This window comes from Stenotrophomonas sp. PS02298, from assembly GCF_029959445.1.
GTDB lineage: Bacteria > Pseudomonadota > Gammaproteobacteria > Xanthomonadales > Xanthomonadaceae > Stenotrophomonas.
In genome coordinates this window covers 1-21,769 of record NZ_JASCOR010000074.1, presented here as the reverse complement: position 1 = coordinate 21,769, position 21,769 = coordinate 1, and the positions used below count along the sequence as shown (strand labels likewise).

General features: G+C 64.6%; 14 protein-coding genes and 1 pseudogene. 6 read left to right on the top strand and 9 right to left on the bottom strand.

The window, feature by feature from the left end; genetic code table 11:
* Positions 1–220 precede the first annotated feature (220 nt).
* On the bottom strand, positions 221–2,314 hold the full coding sequence (locus QMX78_RS12215) for a M13-type metalloendopeptidase (protein ID WP_282269860.1): 2,094 nt from the start codon (positions 2,312–2,314) through the stop codon (positions 221–223).
* A gap of 310 nt (positions 2,315–2,624) precedes the next feature.
* On the opposite strand from QMX78_RS12215, the gene QMX78_RS12210 reads away from it, so the two are divergent.
* The gene (locus QMX78_RS12210) at positions 2,625–5,090 is read left to right on the top strand and encodes a mechanosensitive ion channel domain-containing protein (RefSeq protein ID WP_282269858.1); all 2,466 of its coding nucleotides are present in this window, start codon (positions 2,625–2,627) and stop codon (positions 5,088–5,090) included.
* Positions 5,091–5,170: 80 nt separating this feature from the next.
* Here the strand turns inward: QMX78_RS12210 and QMX78_RS12205 are convergent, their stop codons facing one another.
* The 4 genes from QMX78_RS12205 to baeS form a co-directional block, all read right to left on the bottom strand.
* Complete coding sequence (locus QMX78_RS12205) at positions 5,171–6,310, bottom strand: MFS transporter (protein WP_282269856.1); 1,140 nt, start codon at positions 6,308–6,310, stop codon at positions 5,171–5,173.
* Between the two features lie 59 nt (positions 6,311–6,369).
* Positions 6,370–7,158: a DeoR/GlpR family DNA-binding transcription regulator gene (locus tag QMX78_RS12200; RefSeq protein WP_282269854.1), complete on the bottom strand. Its 789-nt coding sequence runs from the start codon at positions 7,156–7,158 to the stop codon at positions 6,370–6,372.
* Positions 7,159–7,297: 139 nt separating this feature from the next.
* The gene (locus QMX78_RS12195; protein WP_282269852.1) at positions 7,298–8,014 is read right to left on the bottom strand and encodes a response regulator; all 717 of its coding nucleotides are present in this window, start codon (positions 8,012–8,014) and stop codon (positions 7,298–7,300) included.
* Positions 8,011–9,399, bottom strand: a complete 1,389-nt coding sequence (gene baeS, locus QMX78_RS12190) for a sensor histidine kinase efflux regulator BaeS (RefSeq protein ID WP_282269850.1) — start codon at positions 9,397–9,399, stop codon at positions 8,011–8,013. Before baeS ends, QMX78_RS12195 begins: the two co-directional genes overlap by 4 nt.
* Positions 9,400–9,546: 147 nt before the next feature.
* On the opposite strand from baeS, the gene QMX78_RS12185 reads away from it, so the two are divergent.
* From QMX78_RS12185 to QMX78_RS12175, 3 genes and pseudogenes are all read left to right on the top strand, one after another.
* Positions 9,547–10,713: an efflux RND transporter periplasmic adaptor subunit gene (locus QMX78_RS12185; RefSeq protein ID WP_282269848.1), complete on the top strand. Its 1,167-nt coding sequence runs from the start codon at positions 9,547–9,549 to the stop codon at positions 10,711–10,713.
* A gap of 9 nt (positions 10,714–10,722) precedes the next feature.
* Positions 10,723–13,863 (top strand): annotated as a pseudogene (locus QMX78_RS12180) (efflux RND transporter permease subunit).
* Between the two features lie 5 nt (positions 13,864–13,868).
* The gene (locus QMX78_RS12175) at positions 13,869–15,335 is read left to right on the top strand and encodes an efflux transporter outer membrane subunit (RefSeq protein WP_282269861.1); all 1,467 of its coding nucleotides are present in this window, start codon (positions 13,869–13,871) and stop codon (positions 15,333–15,335) included.
* A gap of 78 nt (positions 15,336–15,413) precedes the next feature.
* Here the strand turns inward: QMX78_RS12175 and QMX78_RS12170 are convergent, their stop codons facing one another.
* Positions 15,414–16,625 (bottom strand): MFS transporter, encoded by a 1,212-nt coding sequence (locus QMX78_RS12170; RefSeq protein ID WP_282269846.1) that lies wholly within the window; start codon positions 16,623–16,625, stop codon positions 15,414–15,416.
* A gap of 72 nt (positions 16,626–16,697) precedes the next feature.
* On the opposite strand from QMX78_RS12170, the gene QMX78_RS12165 reads away from it, so the two are divergent.
* Positions 16,698–17,498, top strand: a complete 801-nt coding sequence (locus QMX78_RS12165; protein WP_282269844.1) for a helix-turn-helix transcriptional regulator — start codon at positions 16,698–16,700, stop codon at positions 17,496–17,498.
* Positions 17,499–17,559: 61 nt separating this feature from the next.
* Here the strand turns inward: QMX78_RS12165 and QMX78_RS12160 are convergent, their stop codons facing one another.
* Positions 17,560–18,255, bottom strand: coding sequence for an alpha/beta hydrolase (locus QMX78_RS12160; protein WP_343239257.1), 696 nt, complete (start codon positions 18,253–18,255; stop codon positions 17,560–17,562).
* A gap of 414 nt (positions 18,256–18,669) precedes the next feature.
* Here QMX78_RS12160 and QMX78_RS12155 point away from each other — a divergent pair, with 414 nt between their 5' ends.
* The gene (locus tag QMX78_RS12155; protein WP_282269841.1) at positions 18,670–19,032 is read left to right on the top strand and encodes a roadblock/LC7 domain-containing protein; all 363 of its coding nucleotides are present in this window, start codon (positions 18,670–18,672) and stop codon (positions 19,030–19,032) included.
* A 217-nt stretch (positions 19,033–19,249) separates the two neighbouring features.
* On the opposite strand, the gene QMX78_RS12150 is transcribed toward QMX78_RS12155, so the two are convergent.
* The gene (locus QMX78_RS12150; protein WP_282269840.1) at positions 19,250–20,773 is read right to left on the bottom strand and encodes a serine hydrolase domain-containing protein; all 1,524 of its coding nucleotides are present in this window, start codon (positions 20,771–20,773) and stop codon (positions 19,250–19,252) included.
* 74 nt (positions 20,774–20,847) lie between these two features.
* The gene (locus QMX78_RS12145) at positions 20,848–21,657 is read right to left on the bottom strand and encodes an AraC family transcriptional regulator (RefSeq protein ID WP_282269839.1); all 810 of its coding nucleotides are present in this window, start codon (positions 21,655–21,657) and stop codon (positions 20,848–20,850) included.
* Between the last annotated feature and the right edge of the window lie 112 nt (positions 21,658–21,769).

Genomic DNA, 21,769 nt, shown 5'->3' with positions numbered 1-21,769 from the left:
CGCCCCCGCGCGTCGGCCGCGCTTTTGTCGCCGCGCCGAACCCCGCGAAGCTGGCATTGCTGGAGTTCTTGGCAGATACGCCATCTGATGATCTATCTGCTTCGCGGCTTACGCCGCTCCTACAAAAAGCAGGCAGCCCGCCGCCAATGTGATCAGCCAAAAAGAAGGCCCGGCAATGCCGGGCCTTCTTCATTCACAGAACGTGCTCAAACAACAAACATCACCAGATCACAACCCGCTTGTCGTCGGCACGCACCATCGCATCGCCGGCCTTGCACTGGAACGCGGCGGCATACGACGGCATGTTCGACGGCGCACCGTTGGCACGGAAGTTGGCCGGTGCGTGCGGATCGGTGTTCAGGCGCACGCGCAGCTCGCCATCGGTGAAGTTGCGGCGCCACACGGTGGCCCAGTTCATGAAGAAGCGCTGGTCCTGGGTATAGCCATCGACCGGCACATTGAGCTTCGCGTCTTCCTTCAGCGCCATCTGCAGCGCGTCGTAGGCAACGGTCAGGCCGCCGAGGTCGCCGATGTTCTCGCCCAAGGTCAGCTTGCCCTTGACGTTCACGCCCGGCAGCGACTGGTAACCGTCGAACTGCGCGACCAGCTGGTCGGTGCGGCTGTTGAACGCGCTGCGATCAGCATCGGTCCACCAGTTGTCGAAATTGCCATTGGCGGCGAACTGGCTGCCCGAGTCGTCATAGCCGTGCATCATTTCATGACCGATGACCGCACCGATGCCGCCGTAGTTCAGCGCCGGATCGGCCTTGGCATCGAAGAACGGCGGCTGCAGGATGGCGGCCGGGAACACGATTTCGTTCTTGGTCGCGTTGTAATAAGCATTCACCGTCTGCGGGGTCATACCCCACTCGGTCTTGTCCACCGGCTTGCCGATCTTGGCCAGCATGTAGCGGTAGTTGAACGCCTGCGCCGCCTGCATATTGCCCAGGTAGCTGTCGCTGTTGGTGGTCAGGCCCGAGAAATCACGCCACTTGTCCGGGTAACCGATCTTCGGGGTGAAGCTGGCCCACTTCTCCAGCGCCTTCTTCTTGGTGTCCTCGCCCATCCACGGCAGGCCTTCCAGACGCGCCTTCAGCGCGACGGACAGGTTCTCCACCAGGTGCTGCATGGCCACCTTGGATTCGGCCGGGAACACCGCGTCCACGTACAGCTGGCCCAGTGCTTCACCCATCGAGCCATTCACCGAATCCAGCACGCGCTTCCAGCGCGGCTGCATTTCCTGCTGGCCGCGCAGGGTCTTGCTGAAGAAGTCGAAGTTGGCCTGCTCGAAGTTCTTGCTCAGGTACGGCGCGGCGTTGTCCACGGTGTGGAAGCGCAGGTAGGCCTGCCAGGTGGCCGCCGGCACGTCGGCCAACATGGTATTCAGTTCGTTGAAGAAGCTCGGCTGGGCCAGCGAGAACTTGTCCTTGGCCGGGACCTGCAGCGTGTCGAACAGCGCGGTCCAGCTGAAGTTCGGGGTCTGCTTGTCGGCATCGGCGGCACTGACCGGGTTGTAGCGCTTGGACGGGTCACGCAGCTCGATGCGCGACAGCGACGCCTTGGCCAGGCGGGTTTCGAAATCCATCACCGCCTTGGCCTGCTCCTTGGCCTGCGCGGCATCGACGCCGGACAACGTCAGCAGCTGCTCGATGTAGGCCACATAGGCCTCGCGGATCTTGGCCTGCGATTCGTCGAAGTAATAGCCCTTTTCCGGCAAGCCCAGGCCGCCCTGGCCGACATAGGCGATGACGTTGGCCGAATCCTTGAAGTCCGGGCTGGCGTACAGCGAGAACAGGAAGCCATTGCCCTGCGCATAGGCATCACGCAGGTAGCCGGTGATGGCGGCGCTGTCGTTCAGCGCGGCGATCTTGTCCAGTTCCGGCTGCAGCGGCTTGATGCCGGCCGCCTCGATGGCCGCCTCGTCCGAGCCGGTCTTCCAGATGTCGCCGATCTTGGCTTCGTTGGAACCTGCTGCGGCCTTGCCAGCGGCCGCCTGCTGGACCAGCGCGTGCTGCACTTCCAGCGAGCGCTCACGCAGGATCTCGAAGCTGCCCCAGGTGGTCTGGTCGCCCGGCACCGGGTTGGCCTTGAGCCACTTGCTGTTGACGAAGCCGTTGAGGTCGGCGCACGCCTGCACGGCCGGATCCAGATCGGCGGCGTTGAGCGAGATCAGCTGGGTCTTGAGCTGTGACTGGTCGAACGCGACTTTGGCTTCGGTAGCCGGCGCAGCAGGCGCTTCGGTCTTGCCACAGGCGGCGAGCGAGGCAGCGATTGCAACCGTCAGGGACAACGGGACGAGCTTGGAAAACGACATGGACATCTCCGGCCAAACAGGGAAAAGGCCATGCAACTGCATGGCACAACCGACGAGCGTAGGGGATCACGGCCACCGACGGATAGGCCAAAGGTCACGCAACAACCTCGCGGCGGGCGTCGCAACGCCCCCTCCCCAGCCCACGGAACATCGGCGTCCTGGTATGAGCACCTCCATGCTCGCCCCTCCACCAGCCGCCAAAACCAGGCACGTTTCCCAATACCGGCTGGCCCAGCCAGCGCCCACCGGACACACGCTGTGCCAAACTCCGGCAACGTGGATCGGAGCATCCACCTGCCGGGAGTCGCCCATGCTTTGGCTGCGCGCAGTAGTGTTCTGTTTCGCCTCGGTCTGCTGCCATGTCGCCCACGCACAGGCAACGCATCCGCTCGACCCGGACACGACTGCCGCACCCGCAGCGCCAACGGCAAGCACTCCCGAGCCCGTCGATACCGCACTGATCGTGACCCGCGCTGATACCGATGAGCGCCTGGCGATCTCTGCCATCGAGCTGGCTGGCCAACCAGACCCCATCATCGCGCTGGCACCCGCGCTCGAGGACATCACCCGCTCGGTTGACCTGCGCCGACAGGCCTTGTCCCCTGCCCAACTGCGCAGGGTGCCGATCATGCGCCTTGAAAGCCTCGATCGACATTGGCAGTTCGACAGCAAGCGGTTCACGCGCTGGCGCGACGCGCTGCAGATCGCCACCGCCCCCTATGCCGAGGATGCCGCCGAACTCGCGCAACGTCGTGCCAGCTGGCAAGCAACACGGCAGCAGCCGAGCAGCATTCCGCCACTGCTGCTCAGCCGCATCGATGCCTTGATAACCCGCCTGACCGAAGCCGAGCAGGCGCTTGCCGGTCCGCTTTCACGGCAGATGGAACTCAGCGCGCGCGCCAATGCCATGGAGGTGCGGCTGCAATCAGGCCACGCTGCGGTCACCGATGCCATCAGCTACCTCGACCATCAGCTGCTGCAGGTGGATTCGCCACCGCTCTGGCGGATCGATACGGATTCCCCCGACCAGCGCGCAGCGGCCAGCGACGCACTCAGCTCGGGCCTGCAGATAGAACTCGAGTTCAGCCGCGCCTATCAAAGCGAACACCGCCACACGCAGATCCTGTTCCACACAATCCAGGTACTGCTGCTGCCGTTGCTGTTGTGGGCCCGCCGCTATGGTCGTCGAGCGAACGTCAACAACAGCATCGACGCCGCCACCCAGCGCGTGCTGGCGCGGCCCTGGTCAACCTGGTTGCTGCTGTCCACGGTCGCCATGCTGGTACTGGAGCCCGATGCGCCATTGCTGACCCTGCAGGCGGGCATGTTGTTTGCCTTGGTCCCGGTACTGCGCCTGCTGCCGCCCGCGAGCAAGCACCTGCTTGGGCATTGGCCGCTGGTCGCATCACTGCTGTACCTGCTCGCAGGGCTGGGTTTCTTCTTCCTGTCGAGCAATACCGCCTTCCGCGTGTATACGCTGGCGCTGACCCTGGTGGCCATGGTGTTGACCGGCTTCGTGCAATGGCGGGCCTACCGCGCCGGTCACGCACGCACAACCGGCAGGACCGGGCAGCTGCTGCGTGCAGCGGCCTGGGGCGCGCAGGTGCTGTTCGCGGTCTCCCTGCTTGCCAATATCCTGGGCAACCGCACGCTGGCGGAAATGCTGACCAGCGCGATCATCGACAGCGCCTACTTCGGCCTGCTGCTCTATGTCGGCATCGCGGTATTGCTGAGCTTGTTGCACCTGCTGCTCAGCAGGCCGAGCCTGGCGCGCTACCGGCTTACCCGCGATCACGCGCCGCCATTGCTTTCCCTGCTGGCCCGAGTGGGCGTTTTTGCTGCTGTTGTGGGCTGGATCATCTATGCGATGGACAGCTTCCGCATCCTGCGGCCGACCTATGCAGTCCTCGGCAAGGTGCTGTCGCATGAATTTTCCTTTGGAGAATTCAGCTTGTCGCTCGGCCATGTACTGGCCTTCATCGCCGCAATCACCATCGCCTTCTGGGCTGCCCGGGTTACCCGCCTGCTGCTGCAGGACATACTCCAACATGGCACCAGCGTGTCGCGCGGCATTGGCAACAGCATCGCCTCGCTGGCCTCGTATGCGGTACTGATGCTGGGCGTGGTGATCGCGCTGTCGGCGGCCGGCTTCAAGGGCAGCCAGCTGGCGCTGTTGTTCGGCGCACTGGGCGTTGGTATCGGATTTGGCCTGCAAAACGTGGTCAACAACTTCGTGTCCGGCTTGATCCTCATGTTCGAGCGACCGATCCAGCCCGGCGATGTGGTCGAGGTCGGCCCCATCAACGGCCGCGTCCGTGACATCGGCATGCGCTCCACCCGCATCAAGACCTTCGATGGCGCCGACGTGGTGGTGCCCAATGGCCCCTTGCTGTCCGAGCCGCTGGTCAACTGGACGCTGCTCGACCGCAACCGGCGCATGGAAGTGAATGTCGGTGTTGCCTACGGCAGCGATCCTCAACAGGTGCTTGGACTGCTGTCCCGCTGCGCCGGGCAGACACCCGGTGTCGCCACCGAACCTGCCGTCGTCGCCTTGTTCGTTGGCTTTGGTGCCAGCTCACTGGACTTCAGCGTACGTGCGTGGACGCGCGACTACGACCATTGGCTCAACATCCGCAGCGAGCTGATCACCCGTATCCACGCGGCACTGCAGGAATCGGGAATCGACATTCCCTACCCACAGCAGGATGTGCATGTGCGCAGCCTGCCGAAAGCCGCGATGGATGCTTCGACCGAGCCACCACCAAGCGTCGCGTGAGCATCGCTTGCGCAGGCAGGCTGCAATGCCGGGCTCAACAGCGCGCGCCCGCTCCCGTCGAGCCAGCGGGATAGCCGCCCTCAACGCGCCCGCAGCAACGAACCAATCACCGCGACAAGCGCAAGCGCCGCAGCAGCCATCAGGAACGCAGCCGGCAGCGACCACTGCTGGGCAATGAAGCCGATTGCCGCCGGGCCCAGCAGCACGCCCGCGTACCCCATCGTGGTGACCGCTGGAATGGCCACACTCTCCGGCATGCGGGTCTGCCGCCCGGCAAGGCTGAACATCACCGGCACGATGTTGGCGCAGCCAATGCCGACCAGCGCGTAGCCAAGCAAGGCCACACCGAAGCTCGGCACCAGCGTGGCCAGTACAAACCCGCCACACGCAAGCAAACCACCCAGCAACACCGCCATGCTCGGCCCAAGCTGGTTCACCAGCCGGTCGCCGAACAGGCGCGTGGCGGTCATGGCGATATTGAAGGCAACAAAGCCCCAACCGGCATGGGCAAGCTCCACCCCGCGGACTTCATGCAGGAACACCGCACTCCAATCCAGCATCGAGCCTTCGGCCAGGAAGCTGATGAAGCACACCGCACCAATCACGATCACCACGCCACGCGGAAAAGCGAGGCTGCCCTCGCCCTGCTCGGCGCGCTCACTTCGCCACCAACGCGCAGACAGTGCCGTGATCGCGACAACGCCCGTGGCCACCACCAACGTGGACAACAAGGCGCCGCCCCCGATCGACAGCAGCAACGTCACCAAGGCCGCACCGGACAGCGCGCCGATGCTGTAGAAGGCGTGGAAGCCAGACATCATCGCGCGGCCGGATTCACGCTCCACCACCACGGCCTGCATGTTCATCACGCAATCCATTGCGCCGATGCCTGCGCCGAACACCAGCAACACGATGCCGATGCTCACCGGCGTGGATGCAACCGCCAACAAAGGCAGCATCAATACCATCATCAGCACGGTCGCCAGCATCACCGTCCGGCAACCATGACGCGCCGCCAGCATGCCAGCCAGCGGCATGGACAACAGCGAGCCCAAGCCCAGGCACAGCAGCAGCACGCCCAGCAATGCGTCATCAAGACCCGCGCGGGCCTTGGCGAACGGCACCAGCGGCGCCCAGCACGCAATCGCAAAACCGGGGACGAAGAATGCTGCGCGCGTGGCCATCTGCTGGCTGCGCTGGATGATCTGCTGGTCGGTCATGGAAACGCCGGTAAAAGGAGGGACGGACGAAGCCGCTCGCGGCAACGAGAAAACAAGGATCAGGCTGCGTCGACCGGCACCAGATGCAACTGCATCTGCCCCGCCATGAACTGCTCGCGGAGTTCGGCAGACAGGTCCGCGGCGACGACAAGATGGTCCACCTGCGCAAGCGTGCCGATACGGTATGTGGCACGCGTACCAAGCTTGCCCGCGCCGGCGACGATGATCGTCACGCCGCTGGCCTGGATCATCGCCTGCTTGAACGCCGCCTCTTCAGCACTGTTACCCCAGACTCCGGTTTCCGGGTCCAGCGCACAGATACCAGGGATGCAGACGTCCACCTGCAGATCGGCAAGCTGCCGGTGCGCGCTCCCGCCGATGGCACCACCACTTGCCCTGTCCACGCGACCACCGATCACCACGACTTCGGCAACCGGGTCATCGCACAACACCGCGGCAACCGCGGGGGCGTTGGTAACCAACGTAATTGGCACGCCGCGCAGCGCCTTGGCGATCTCGACATTGGTAGAGCCAGCGTCCAGCAACACCGTCTGCCCCGCCTGCAGCAACGATGCTGCGTGGCGCGCCAGCACGCTGCGTTCACCGTCATGGCGCTGCATCCGCTGTGACAATGCATCGAAGTGCGCGGTGGGCAACAGGGCGCCGCCGTACACCTTGCGGCACATGCCCTTGCTCGCCATATCCCGCAGGTCACGGCGGATGGAGTCCTCGGACACCCCGAAACGCACCGCAAGGTCACTGGCGACCACGCGGCCATTGGCCTTCAGCAATGCCTGGATCCGTTGCTGGCGCTCCTGCGGCAGCACCTCATTGTTGTGGAAATCCATGGGGTCAGAGCTTCCGTCGGCAGCGAAGTCGGTACTGAGCGATGGCGGACGGGATGCCCAGCCAGTTCCAGCACAGCTGGCACAATAATGCATAAATAAGCACAAACGTGCAACTTCGTGCAAACCAGCGGAGCACCCATCAGGGTCGGGGGTCCGACTCCCTGTCCGGCAGCTCGAAGCTGTAACCCGCTCCGTAGATAGAGCGCACCCCGTCCCCCTGCATGCCCGCCTCACGTAGACGACGGCGAAGATTGCGCACATGACTGTCCACGGTACGGTCAGTCACCACCCGGTGATCACTGTAGAGATGATTGAGCAGTTGCTCGCGCGACCACACCCGGCCCGGACTGCCCAGCAAGGTCCGCAGCAGGCGGAATTCGACAACCGTCAGGTCCAGTACGCGGCCGTGCAGGAACGCGCGGCCGCCGTCTTCATCGATGACCAGGCCTGCCTGCCGTGGCTCAACCGGTCCCTGCCGGTAACGGCGCAGCACCGTTCCCACCCGTGCCACCACTTCCTTGGGACTGAACGGTTTGCACACGTAGTCGTCAGCCCCGACCTCCAGCCCGAGCAGACGATCGATCTCCTCCACCCGCGCTGTCACCATGATCACCGGCACATCGCTTTCGGCGCGGATAGCGCGGCACAGCGTCACACCGTCGTGGCCTGGCAGCATCAGGTCCAACAACACCAGATCGGGTCGACGCGCACGGAACGCAGCCATCGCCAGGTCACCATCAGCCACCCAGTCGCTGCGATACCCGGCTGCATGCAGGTAATCACGCAGCACCGCGGCCAGTCGCGGTTCGTCCTCGACGATAAGTACTTCAGTGGAAGTTCCGGCCGTCGTGTTCATGCGTGCAGTGGCAGCTCGACCACGATGGCCAACCCGCCCAGCGTGGATGCCTCCGCATGGATGGCTCCACCGTGGGCCAGCACGATGTTGCGGCAGATCGCCAGGCCCAGGCCGCTGCCACCGCTGGCCCGGTTGCGTGAGGCGTCCACCCGGTAGAACCGCTCGAACAGACGCCCGCGCTTGTCCTCCTCCACGCCTGGAGCACTGTCCTCGACGGTCACCCGCACCTGCCGCTCATCGTGCTGGGCATGCACCGCCACGCTGCCGCCGCGCTCGGTGTAGCGCAATGCGTTCTCCAGCAGGTTGGCGAACAGTTGCTGCAGCCGTCGCTCATCGCCCAGCACCGGCATCGGGCCTGGCGCCGAAGACACCACCAGCGCCAGTCCTGCATCGCTGGCCCGCGCACGCATGCCGTCCACCGTCGCCCGCAGCACCGCGTCCAGGTCCAACGGCAGGCGCTCGTAGGCCAGTTCGCCGGACTGGGTCAACGCAAGTTCGTGCAGGTCGTCGATAAGCTTGCCCAGTTGCCGCACCTCGCCCTGCAACGGTGCCAATGTCGCCGCGCTCATCGGTCGGATGCCGTCCTGGATGGCTTCCAGTTCCGCGCGCAATACCGACAGCGGCGTGCGCAGCTCATGCGAGATGTCGGCCATGAACTCGCGCCGGTTACGCTCGCTGTGTTCCAGCGTCCCGGCCATGCGGTTGAAATCCTGTGCAAGTCGGCCCAGTTCGTCGTCAGCGCCGGGCACGATGCGTGTGGCGTAATCACCGCTGGCAAGCCGGTGCGTCGCAGCACCCATGCCCTGGATGCGCCTGCGCAGGGGACGGGTCAACAGCCACGCCAATGTCCCGGCTACCAGCACCGAAACAATGCTGATCGCCCACCAACGCCGCACCTGCGCCTCCATGAAACGCTGCTCGTTGCGCTCCAATATCTTCTGGAACGGCACCATGGCCAGCCAGCCCACGGTCCGCCCTTCCACCACGATAGGGCGGGTGATCGCACCTTCGTCCACGTCGGCGTTGCCGATCACCCGTCGGTGCTGCGCATCCAGCAGCGCGAAACGGGCCGCTGCGCCGGTCTGGTCCGACAACGGCGGCGCGCTCAGCAAGGCTTCGCTGGCAATCGGATCACCGATGTGGGGGCGGATCAAGCGCAGCCAGACCTTGCGCTGGCCGCGCACGAATTCCCAATTGCCGTGTTCGGCGTATTCGGCCTGCAGCCGTGGCAGCAACAGCTCCATGCGGCCGATGCCCTGGCCATTGAGATAGCCGAGGAAGCCTCTCTCGAACACCCACTTGCCGGCCACACCGTTGACCAACAAGGTGACCGCGCACATCAATAACATGGCGCAGAAGATCTTGGCGGCGATTCCGGGTTTCATGGTGATTGGGCGAGAACGCGGGATGACGGGGTTGCCCCATTAGCGGCGCGCAGCCACCGCGATGCAAGCCCATGCCTGCAATCTCCATATTTGCTGCACATTTGCCGCGCACGCTGGCGTCACCTGGAAATCACCGAGTGCCGCCCCATGCCCGTTGCAGCCACATCCCGCGCTGTCCTTGTCCTGCTGGCCTGCTGCGTGCTCGCCGCCTGTTCGTCCAGGCAGGATGCACCAGCCAAGGAGGTGGTTGTCACAGTGCAGCCGATCACCACCCAGCGAGTAGCCATGGAGCAGACATTGCCGGGCCGGACGGTTGCGTTCATGACTTCGGAAGTACGCCCGCAGGTGGGCGGCATCATCCAGAGGCGGCTGTTCACCGAGGGCGAACAGGTCAAGGCAGGCCAAGTGCTCTACCAGGTTGATCCGGCCAGTTACCAGGCCGTATACGACAATGCGCGCGGCAACCTGGCGCAGGCCGAGGCAGCGGTGATCTCGGCCCGCCCCAAGGCCAGCCGATACGAAAGCCTGGTCAAGGTCGATGCGGTCAGCCGGCAGGACGGCGACGATGCGCTGGCCGCGCTGCGCCAGGCCGAGGCTGCAGTGGTGGCCGCCCGTGCCGCGGTCCAGAGCGCGCGCATAAACCTGGACTACACCCGCATCGCCGCACCGATCAGCGGCCGCATCTCGACCTCCACCTACACCCCCGGCGCTCTGGTTACCGCTGGCCAGACTGCCGCCCTCACCACCATCCAGCAGATGGATCCAATCTACGTGGATGTGAGCCAGACCAGCGCCCAACTGCTGGCATTGCGCAAGCAGTTGGCTTCCGGCGCACTGCAATCAGTGGACGGCAAGGCCGAGGTCAGCGTCACCCTGGAGGACGGCAGTACCTATGCGCACACCGGCACCTTGGAGTTCGTGGGTACCGCAGTGGACACCGGCACAGGCAATGTCACCCTGCGCGCCGTGCTGCCAAATCCAGACGGCCTGCTGTTGCCCGGCATGTACGTGCGCGCGGTATTGCCCATGGCCATCAACGACAACGCCATCCTCGTGCCGCAGAGCACAGTCACCCGCAACACGAAGGGCGAAGCCACCGTCAAGCTGGTGGACGTCGACGGCAAGGTGGTCGAGCAGGTTGTGACGTTGGGCGACGCCATTGGCAACCAATGGATGGTCAGCGCGGGCCTGAAAGCCGGACAGCAGCTGATCGTAGCCAACGGCAGCAAGGCCGGCGGCGGACAAACGGTCAAGGTGCAGGCGGCCACTGGTGCAGCCGCACAACCCGCCACCTCCATTCCCGCCGCCAAGTAAGGAGCAGCCGTGGCACGTTTCTTCATCGACCGGCCGATTTTTGCCTGGGTCATCGCCATCGTCATCACCCTGGCCGGCACGCTGGCGGTGTTCTCGCTGCCGCTGGAACAGTACCTGGACATCGCCCCACCGTCGGTGTCTATCCGCGCCAACTACACCGGCGCCTCGGCACAGACGGTGGAAAATGCCGTCACCCAGGTCATCGAGCAACAGATGACCGGGCTGGACAACCTGATGTACATGTCCTCGAGCAGCAGTTCGTCGGGCGGTGCGCAGATCACCTTGACCTTCGAGTCCGGCACCAATGCCGACACCGCGCAGATGCAGGTGCAGAACAAGCTGCAGCAGGCCGAATCCAAGCTACCCGATGCGGTCAAGAACACCGGCGTCACCGTCACCAAGTCTTCCGGCAACATCTTCATGGTGGTGGCCTTCAGCTCGGCCGATGGCTCGATGCAGAAGAACGACATCGCCGACTACATGGCCTCGTCGGTGCAGGACCCGATCAGCCGCGTCTCAGGCGTGGGCAACGTGCAGGTGATGGGCGCGCAGTATGCGATGCGGATATGGCTGGACCCGGAAAAGCTGCGCACGTATTCGCTGATGCCTTCGGACATCAGCACGGCGATCAGCGCACAGAATGCCGACGTATCCTCCGGTCAGCTCGGTGCGCTGCCAGCGGTGGACGACCAAGGGCTGAATGTCACCGTGACCGCTCGCAGCCGCCTGCAGACGCAGGAGCAGTTCCGCAAAGTGGTGGTCAAGTCTGATCCCAGCGGTGCGCTGGTCCATCTGTCAGACGTGGCCACGGTCGAACTCGGCGGCGAGAGCTACAACGTCATGTCCACCTTCAACGGCAAGCCAGCCGCTGGCATGGGCATCGAGCTGGCCAGCGGTGCGAATGCACTGCAGGTGGCCGACGCAGTGCAGGCTCGCCTGCAGCAGCTCCAGCCATTCTTCCCAGCCGGCCTGCAGTACCAGGTGGCGATGGACACTACCCCATTCGTGCGCATTTCCATCGAGGAGGTCGTCAAGACCCTGATCGAGGCGATCGTACTGGTGGTGCTGATCATGTACCTGTTCCTGCAGAGCTGGCGAGCGACGCTGATCCCCGCGGTGGCGGTGCCGGTGGTGTTGATGGGCACCTTCGGCGTGCTGTCCCTGCTGGGTTACTCGATCAACACCCTGACCATGTTCGCGATGGTGCTGGCCATCGGCCTGCTGGTGGACGATGCGATCGTGGTGGTGGAGAACGTCGAGCGGGTGATGGTCAGCGAGCACCTGTCCGCGCGCGAGGCCACCCGCAAGTCGATGCAGCAGATCACCGGCGCGCTGGTCGGCATCGCGCTGGTGCTGACCGCAGTGTTCCTGCCGATGGCGTTCTTTGGCGGCTCCACCGGCATGATCTATCGCCAGTTCTCGGTGACCATTGCCTCGGCGATGATCCTCTCCGTGCTGGTGGCCATGACCTTGACGCCAGCGATGTGCGCCAGCCTGCTGGTCGCTCCCGGTCCGGACGGGCATGCCGTGCATCGCGGGCGCCTGGGCCGCTTCTTCGCCGGCTTCAACCGCCGCTTCGATGCCAGCGCCGAGCGCTACCAGCACGGCGTGCAGCGCCTGCTCGACCGACGCTAACTGGGGCTGGCCTGCTATGCCGCACTGGTGCTGCTGATGGCGGTATTGTTCTGGCGCCTGCCTACCTCGTTCCTGCCCGCCGAGGACCAAGGCACGCTGATCGTGCAGGTCAAGCTGCCATCAGGCACCACCATGCAGCGCACCCAGGCGGTGATGGACCAGCTGACCGCATACGCGCTGGAGCAGCCGGAAGTGTCCACCATCATGGCCAACGCCGGCTCCGGCGGTGGCGGCGGCAACAGTGCGCAGAACTCCGCGCAGGCCTACATCCGCCTGAAGGATTGGTCACTGCGCGATGCCAGCGCCCAGCAGGTTGGCGTGCGCATAACCCAAGCCATGTCCCGCATCCCAGATGCACAGATCTTCGCGGTGACGCCCTCCGGCATCCCCGGCATGGGTCAGACCGGTGGTTTCACTTTCCAGCTACAGGACCTGGGCGGCGCCGGCCATGAGGCGTTGCTCGCTGCCCGCGAGCAGTTGCTGCAGGGTGCCGCGCAGGAATCGTCCTTGGCCAAGGTGCGCTACACCGCCGTCGATGATGCCCCGAGCTTCAAGGTGGAGATCGACGACGCCAAGGCAGGCGCGCTGGACCTGGCCACCAGCGACATCAACAACACGCTCTCCACGGCATTGGGCGGCACCTACGTCAACGACTTCATCAATCGCGGCAGGGTGAAGAAAGTCTACGTGCAAGGCGAGGCCGCGGCGCGGATGCTGCCCGCCGACATCGGCCGCTGGTCGGTACGCAACAGCGACGGCCAGATGGTGGCGTTCTCTGCCTTCTCCACATCTTCATGGGACTTCGCCCCGGCCACGCTGACCCGTTTCAACGGCAGCGGTTCGATGGAAATAAGTGGTGAGGCCAACGCCGGTACCAGTTCAGGCACAGCCATGGACACCATGGAGCGGCTGGCGGCGGAGCTGCCTGCGGGAATGGGTTTTTCCTGGTCGGGCATGTCCTACCAGGAACGCCTGGCCGGCAATCAGGCCCCGTTGCTGTACGCGGTCTCGCTGCTGTTCGTGTTCCTGTGCCTGGCCGCCCTGTATGAAAGCTGGTCGGTGCCGCTGTCGGTGATGCTGGCCGTGCCCATCGGCGTGGTTGGCGCCCTGCTGCTCACCAGCCTGCGCGGGCTGGAGAATGACGTGTACTTCCAGGTCGGCCTGTTGACCACCGTCGGTCTGGCCGCGAAGAACGGCATCCTCATCGTTGAGTTCGCCAAGGAGCTGGAAGAACAGGGCCAATCACTCCTGCAGGCAGTGGTACATGCCGCGCGCATGCGCCTGCGACCAATCCTGATGACCTCGCTGGCGTTCCTGCTCGGCGTACTACCGCTGGTGATCAGCAGTGGCGCGGGGTCGGCCGGCCGCCACTCGCTGGGTACCGGCGTATTCGGCGGCACGCTAGCCTCCACCGCGCTGGGCATCTTCTTCGTCCCGCTGTTCTACGTGATCGTGCGTAGCCTCTCGCCGCGCAAAACGCGCGCAACGACGACCGAAGTGGAGAACCCGTCGTGACCCGGATCCGCCCCGTGCCTGCCCCGCGCAGCTCCGTATTGTTTGCCGCCTGTCTGCTTGCACTATCCGGCTGCACCAGCATGGCGCCGCATTACGTGCGACCACCAACACCGGTGAGCGGCACCCTTCCGGTGCCGCCTCCCACCACCGGGGACGATGCCCGCGCAGTGGCCGAACTGCAGTGGCGGCAGGTTTTCCTGGACCCCCGCCTGCAACAGGTGATCGCACTGGCTCTGGAGAACAACCGCGACCTGCGCATCGCCCTGCTCAACATCGAATCACAGCGCGCCCAGTTCCGCATCCAACGGGCTTCGTCGCTGCCCGCGATTGACGCGTCCGCGTCGCAGTCGCGCAGTCGCGGCAGCGATACCTCCGGGGAGGCCGGCGTCAGCCGGGGTGCCAGCGCCGAGGTCGGCATCGCCAGTTGGGAACTGGATCTGTTCGGTCGCATCCGCAGCCTCAACGACCAGGCCCTGGAGACCTGGTTGGCCACCACTGAAACCCAGCGCGGCACCCGCTTGTCGCTGGTCGCCGAAGTGGCGACGGCGTGGCTGACGCTCTGCGCCGACCAGCAACGGCTGGAACTGGCCACGCAGACCCTTCACAACCAACAGCAGACTCTGGCACTGAGCCAACAGCGGCATGCGCAGGGCATCGCCTCCGGCCTGGACCTGGCCCAGGTGGACGCCAGCGTGCAAAGCGCGCGGGCCGACGTAGCCAGCTACACCGCGCAACTGGCTCAAGATCGCAACGCACTGGAGCTGTTGGCCGGCACGCACGTGCAGGACACGCTGCTGCCTTCCAGTGCTGAACTGGGCAGTGCCGTGGCGTTGGCGCCGATTCCCCCGGACCTCGATTCACGGGTACTGCTGGAACGGCCCGATGTGCTCGCGGCCGAGCATGCACTGAAGGCTGCCAATGCCAACATCGGCGCTGCGCGTGCTGCGTTCTTCCCGAGCATCTCGCTCACTGCAAGCACCGGCCGCAGCAGCGACGCACTGTCCTCGCTGTTCAGCGGCGGCCAACGTACCTGGTCATTCGTTCCGAGCATCAGCATCCCGATCTTCCACGCAGGCGCGCTGAAAGCCGAGCTGGACGTCGCCACACTGGGCAAGCATATCGAGGTTGCCCGCTACGAAAAGAGCATCCAGAGCGCGTTCGCCGAAGTCGCCGATGCACTGGTTGCCCGCGCCAACCTTGATGAGCAGCTTGATGCGCAGCACGCGTTGGTCGACGCCAACCAACGCGGCTACACCCTCGCCGATACCCGCTACCGCGCCGGGGTGGATGGCTATCTGGAAGCCTTGGACGCACAACGTTCGTTGTACGCTGCACTGCAGGCACAGATCACCCTGCAGCTGGCCGAAGCCAACAACCGGGTCGCGCTGTACAAGGTGCTGGGCGGAGGCGCCGACGCGCAGCCCAGCGCCAGTGCCGCCGCGTCCGCATCAGTACAGGATTTGCCTGGTTGACGCCCTGCACTGTCTGCAGCATTGCAGACTTTCGGATTCGCTCCGCTTGCCCGGGCGACGGTCTCTGAACACTTGGCCTCAGTGCGCGCGCGGGTTTGGCAGGAAGGCTGCGACGATGCCCAGCAAAGGCAGGAACGAGATCACTTTGTAAACCCAGAGGATGCTGGTGTGGTCCGCCAGCACGCCCAGTACCGCCGCACCCAGGCCACCCATGCCGAAGGCGAAGCCAAAGAACAGGCCGGAAACCGTGCCGATGCGGTTGGGCATCAGTTCCTGCGCGTACACCAGGATTGCCGAGAACGCCGAGGACAACACGAAGCCGATGACCATCGTCAGGATCATGGTCCACTGCAGGTCCGCGTACGGCAGGATCAGTGCGAACGGTGCCACGCCCAAAATCGAGGCCCAGATCACCGGCTTACGACCGATACGGTCACCCAGCGGCCCGCCAATCAGGGTGCCGGCCGCCGACGCTGCAAGGAAACCGAACAGATGCAGCTGCGCGCTCTGCACCGACACATGGAATTTCTGGATCAGATAGAACGTGTAGTAGCTGCTCAGACCAGCGATGTAGAAGTACTTGCTGAAGATCAGCACCAGCAGGATGCCTATCACCCAGGCCACGGTTTTTGGCGGCAACAGATTGGCCGGCTTGGTTGCTGCCTTGGGCTGTGCAGCCACGGCCAGCAGGTGCTGCTGGTACCAGCGGCTGACGTAGGTCAGCAAGCCAATGCCTAACAGCGCCGCGCAGGCGAACCAGGCCACGCTGCGCTGCCCATTCGGCACGATCACCGCTGCAGCCAGCAGCGGGCCCACCGCGGTACCGGCGTTGCCGCCCAACTGGAACACCGATTGCGACAGGCCATGGCGGCCGCCGGATGCCAGCCGCGCGATGCGCGAGGATTCCGGATGGAAGATCGCCGAGCCGACGCCGACCAGCATCGCGGCCACCAGCACCGTCACGAAGTTCGGCGCGAACGCCAACAGCAACAGGCCACACAAGGTGGACAGCATGCCCATCGGCAACGAATACGGCGCCGGCCGCTTGTCGGTGCGCAGGCCGATCAAGGGCTGGAACAAGGACGCAGTGAGCTGGTAGGTCAGCGTGATCAACCCCACCTGGGCGAAACTCAGATGGAACTGACCCTTGAAGATCGGATACAGCGCCAGGATCAACGACTGCATCATGTCGTTGACCAGGTGCGAACTGCTGATCGCAGCGAGCACGCCTACCGCGACCGGGCGACGTTGTGGGACGGGAGCTGCAACCGTTGAAGCAGGAGATGACATGGCGTAACCGCGGGATGGGGGCGGACGCGCATGGTAGAGTCGCGATCAACGTCCATCCTGCGCGATATGGTCATGCATCCTTTTGAAAAGGACATTCCAGATGCCCGAAAAGGCCGTCGCCAGCCACTCCCGGCCGGGCCGGAAACCGTGGTGTACTGCAAGGCGCGGGACTACCCCAGCGCCACCGTGATTCCGCTGCACCACCATCCGGATCGGCACCAGCTGGTCTACGCGGAAACCGGGGTATTGGTGGTCAATGCAGGCATGGGCCGCTGGGTGGTACCCAGCACGCGGGCGATCTGGATGCCGGCCGGCATCGGCCACCAGGTGCACTGCATCGGCCTGGTGCAGATGCGCAGCCTGTACATCACCCCGGAAGCAATGCCACACGCGCCGGAGACACCCTCCGCGGTGTCCATCACGCCATTGCTGGCATCGCTGATCCACGCCGCGATCGAAATACCGGCGCGCTATGCCGAGAACTCGCGTGATGGCCGGCTGATGCGATTGATCCTGGACGAAGTGCAGACCCTGCCGGTACTGCCGCTACACCTGCCCGAGCCGCGCGATCCGCGGCTGCGCCAGATCGGCAGGCAGCTGCAGCGCCACCCGGACGATGCCTCCACCCTGCAGGAGTGGGCGACGCGCCTGCAGGTGGACGTCAAAACCATCCAGCGCCTGTGCGCACGCGAACTGGGCATGACCTTCGGCCAATGGCGCCAGCAGGCACGCCTGCTGCGTGCCCTGGAACGTTTGGCGATTGGCGAAAAAGTCATCGACGTTGCATTGGCGCTGGGCTATGAGAGCCCCAGCGCATTCGCCACCATGTTCAAGCGCCGTTTCGGCCTGACGCCGAGCCAGTTCTTCCGCTGAGCGCATATGCGAACCGCCGCGCTGCCGCACTGGGCAACGCGGCGGATGATGCGCGGCGCTTTCAGCCAGTGATGGCCGTCGCAGCCTCGTCGATCAGGGCTGCGACTTCCGCCGGATGCGATGCCAACGATGCATGTCCCGCATCCAGCGTCATCACCTTGCGGGCGTTGAGACGGGCGGACATGGCTTTCTGGTTTTCCGGCGCGATCATCCGGTCCTGGCTGGATATCTGGTACCAGCTTGGCTTGTACTTCCAGGCCGGGTCGCTGATGTTTTCACCGAAGGTGCCAGCCAACGGCGCCTTCTGCGTCACGCCCATGACAAAGCCCTCCTCCTCGGGCAGGTCCTGGCAGAAGCTCTCATGGAATTTATCCGGCTTGAGCCACAGGTAGCCGTCGCTGTCTGGCGCCAGATTCGGTGCTGCGACCGGAAGATGCTGCTGGGTGATGCCGCCGGGGCTCTCGCCGGCATCAGGAGCAAACGCGGCAATGAACACCAAGGCCTTCACGTTGGGCAGGTTACCGGCCTGGGTGATCACCGCACCGCCGTAGGAATGCCCCACCAGCACCACCGGGCCGTCGATCTGCGTCACCATCTTGCGGGTGCGCTCGGCATCATCGGCCAAGGAGGTAAGTGGGTTTTCAACCGCACGGATGTCCTGGTAGCCCAGGCCCCGCAGCACCAGTATCACCCGCGCCCAATGCGCCGCTCCGCCCCAGAAACCATGCACCAGAACCACTGCCGGCTTGCCCATGATGTGCGCTCCCGCTGCTTGGAATAGTCGATGACGGAGAGCGAGCGCCCCGCCTGTCAGCGCTGGACACTCACCCTGTGCCCGCCATTCTTCGGCCCGGCTGTAAACTGGCCGTGACGGCTTCATCGCCGGCATTGCACCGGAATTCCGGCTCCCATTCAGTGCTGAATCGAGCGCAGGCAGCACCGTGGCCAGCCATTGCAAGCCGGTACGGCTTTCCCCAAACACGGGTTCCGCTGCCTTTTCCTGCGCTCGTCGAGCCGGCGGCAAGCCAAGCATAAAACGCACCGTTGCACTCCACATGACTGGCCAACTCGCATGCGTCCAACGGTATTCGCTATGCTGCGCGCCCGCTCGCCCGGCACGGACCTGCGCGGGCTTTGCTTTTGTAGTACCCCTTACTTCATTGGATGAGAAATGGCTGCAAACGTAAAACTTGATGCTTTGAGCGAAATCGCGGGCTTCATCGGCGCCGCATTGGTGGACAGCGACAGCGGCATGACGCTGGGTACGCTGGGTGGCGGCGCCATCAACATGGAAGTTGCCGCCGCCGGCAATGCCGACGTCGTGCGCGCCAAGCGCCGCGTGGCCAGTTCGCTGGGCTTGAACGAGGTGGTGGAAGACATCCTGCTCACCTTGTCCAAGCAGTACCACCTGATCCGCCCACTGGACGGCAACAAGGACCTGTTCCTGTATGTCGTGCTCGACCGCGGCCATGCAAACCTCGCGATGGCGCGGCATGAGTTGAAGTCCTTCGAGAAGACCCTGGATTTCAAGTAAGCCGCAGCAGTCGCTTGCAGCAAGCAAAAGCCCGGCGAGATGCCGGGCTTTTGCATTGGACAGCAGCACCAAGCGACCAGCATTTTCTCCTTGTAGGAGCGGCGTAAGCCGCGAAGCAGATAGATCTCCAGATGGCACAGATATCTGCAACTGCGGCAATGCCAGCTTCGCGGCTTACGCCGCTCCTACAAAAAGCTGTCAACGCCGCTGTACGTAATTACTTGGGCTCGGCCCGTACATAGCGTTGCCCGTCAAACTCAAACCCCAGCAGTTCACCTTGTGCACCGCGCTGGAACTGCAGCGGCTCCAGCACATCCAAGGGCCCATCCTGGGCAGCGAACAGATCCGTCGCAGCAGGCATCAACCTGCGGTTGAGCGCACCAATCCGAAGCCGCAGCCCCTCGGCACCGTCCGTCACCTGCGCGGCAACCGGCAACACTTCTCCGCGGAACGCTCCTGCATAGGCAGCATTCGACTCCGGCTTCCATTGCCATCCCTGCCACTGTGGATCGTCATGCTGCTTTGCCTGCCGCGCACGCATCCCGGCCAACTGTTCGGTCACGCGCTGCGGATAGGCCTTGCGCCGGATCTGCGCCCATGACGCAGCTTCCGGATGGTCCACCAGATACTGGAAGAACTGCACCACGGTGCGCGACGTCAGCCAGCCAGTGGCGTTGTCTGAGTTGGAAAACACGCCTATGCCAACGCCCAGATCCGGCGAGAACGCCATCATGCTGCGTGCACCGGTATAGCTGCCGCCGTGGATGTACAGGGTGTGGCCCTCGAAATCACACACGTTCCAACCAAACGCGTAGCCATTGCAGGGCAGCTCATAGGCGTTGCGGGCCTTGGGATCGACCTGCACACCGATGCGGTGGGCAGCATCCAGCAAACGCGCATCGAATTGAGGAGACAAGGTTGCACCCAACTGCAAGCGCAACCAACGGCCCATGTCGCGCGGCGACGTCATCATGCCGCCAGCCGAGTGCATCAAGGCATCAGGCTTGGGGGGCACCAACCGCCAGCCCTGTTCGGCCCCCAGCCACTGGTGATTGAAGGCCAGCAGCGCCGGATCGAAGCTGGCGGTATTCGTTGCGGTTTCGTGCAGCTGCAACGGCCTGAACAGGGTTTGCTGCAACCAGTCCTGCCACGAGCGGCCCGTGTGTTGCCACAGGATCGCTGCGTAGATGTTGTAGCCGAGGTTGTCGTAGTCGAATCCATCAGCACGCTTGCTCGCGAACTGCTGCAGCAGCTGCGGATACAGGGCCGGATCGGGACTGCCGATGTACGCCTCCAGCGTGGTGATCGCATCCGCGCTCAAGGGCACACGGTGGTTGAGCAGGTCCGCCAAGGTCCATGCGGCAGGATCGACGCCATCAGGCAGGCGCAGCTGCGGCCAGTGATCAGCCAGGGTACTGTCCAGGCGCAGCACGCGCTGCTGATCCAGCACCTGCGCCAGCAATCCCATGTAGGACTTGGTCTGCGACGCGATGTACATCGGCGTGTGCATGGTCAGCGGCGCCTGGCTGTTCGCATTGCGCAGGCCGCGGGTATAGCCCAGCAATTGCTGGTCACGGTCGACGATCACCACCGCGTAGCCCGGCCCCAGCCCCGGAATGCCATCCAGGAATGCCGCCATCTCCCGCGCTGCTTGTTGCGACGAGGCCGCCACAGCCGTTGTCACGCCCCCCAGCCAGGCGGGCACCAGCAATAGCAGGGACAGGATGTTGCGCAGATGCATGGTTCGGCTCCGTGGCTGACAAGCGCCACGATGCGCCAGGGCGACGCCCAGGGTCTTGAACGGATTGAACCTGCTCACGCCTGCAACAGCGCGCGCAGGCGCGCCGGGGTCAGCCCGCTGTGCGTGCGGGCAATCCGGCTGAAATGGGATTGGTCGGCAAAACCGGCCTGCTGCGCCACATCAACCAGGGCCTGCCCGTTGGCCAACAGCGGCAGGGCGCGCTGCAACTGCGCGCGTGCGCGGAACACCGACGGCGCGCAGCCCATCCAACGCGTGAAGGCACGGGCGACGTACACCGGATGCACGCCAAGCTCATCAGCCAGATCGGCCAGCGGCACGTTCTCATCCTGCAGACGCTGGCAGCACAACGCCAACCAACGCGGCGGTGTGCCGCTGGGGCGCTCGTCCGGGGCGGCCATGCCAGCCAGCAATTCCCAGAGCCGGGCATCAACATCGGCAGCGACCAGCTCGCCTGCGAACAAGGCCGACAACAGTCCCCGTCCCTGCAGCAGCGGCTGCAGCGCATGCCCGCGCCATTGCCAGGCGCGGCCGATACCGAGCTTGTCCTGCAGGTCGAATGATGCCGGCAGGTCGATACCCAGCATCAGCGCTCCGCTCGGCCCGTAGTCATTGGCATGGGCAACGCCTGCCTGCTTCACGCCCAGTGCTGGCACGGCCAGCCGTTCCTCGCCCTGCCCGGTCTGCTCCATCAAGGTACCGAGCAGCAACAGGGAGAGCTGGTGACAATCGTGCACGTGTCGGTGCATGCGCTCACCCGGTGCATACCAACTGACCCGCGCAGCCAGGCGCTCGCCACTGAACACCCGGCGTCGGGTTGGGCCCTGCGCGGCATCGATCCGATGCGTGGTTGGCGGCAAAGACATGGCGTGGCGCGGGCAGCAAGGATTGAACGCAGTCTAGCCAAGCCGCAGGTCGGTACACCTGCCGTTGGTCGTGGTAGCGCAAGCCGGGCCCGGCCGCTGTGCGGGCCGGGCC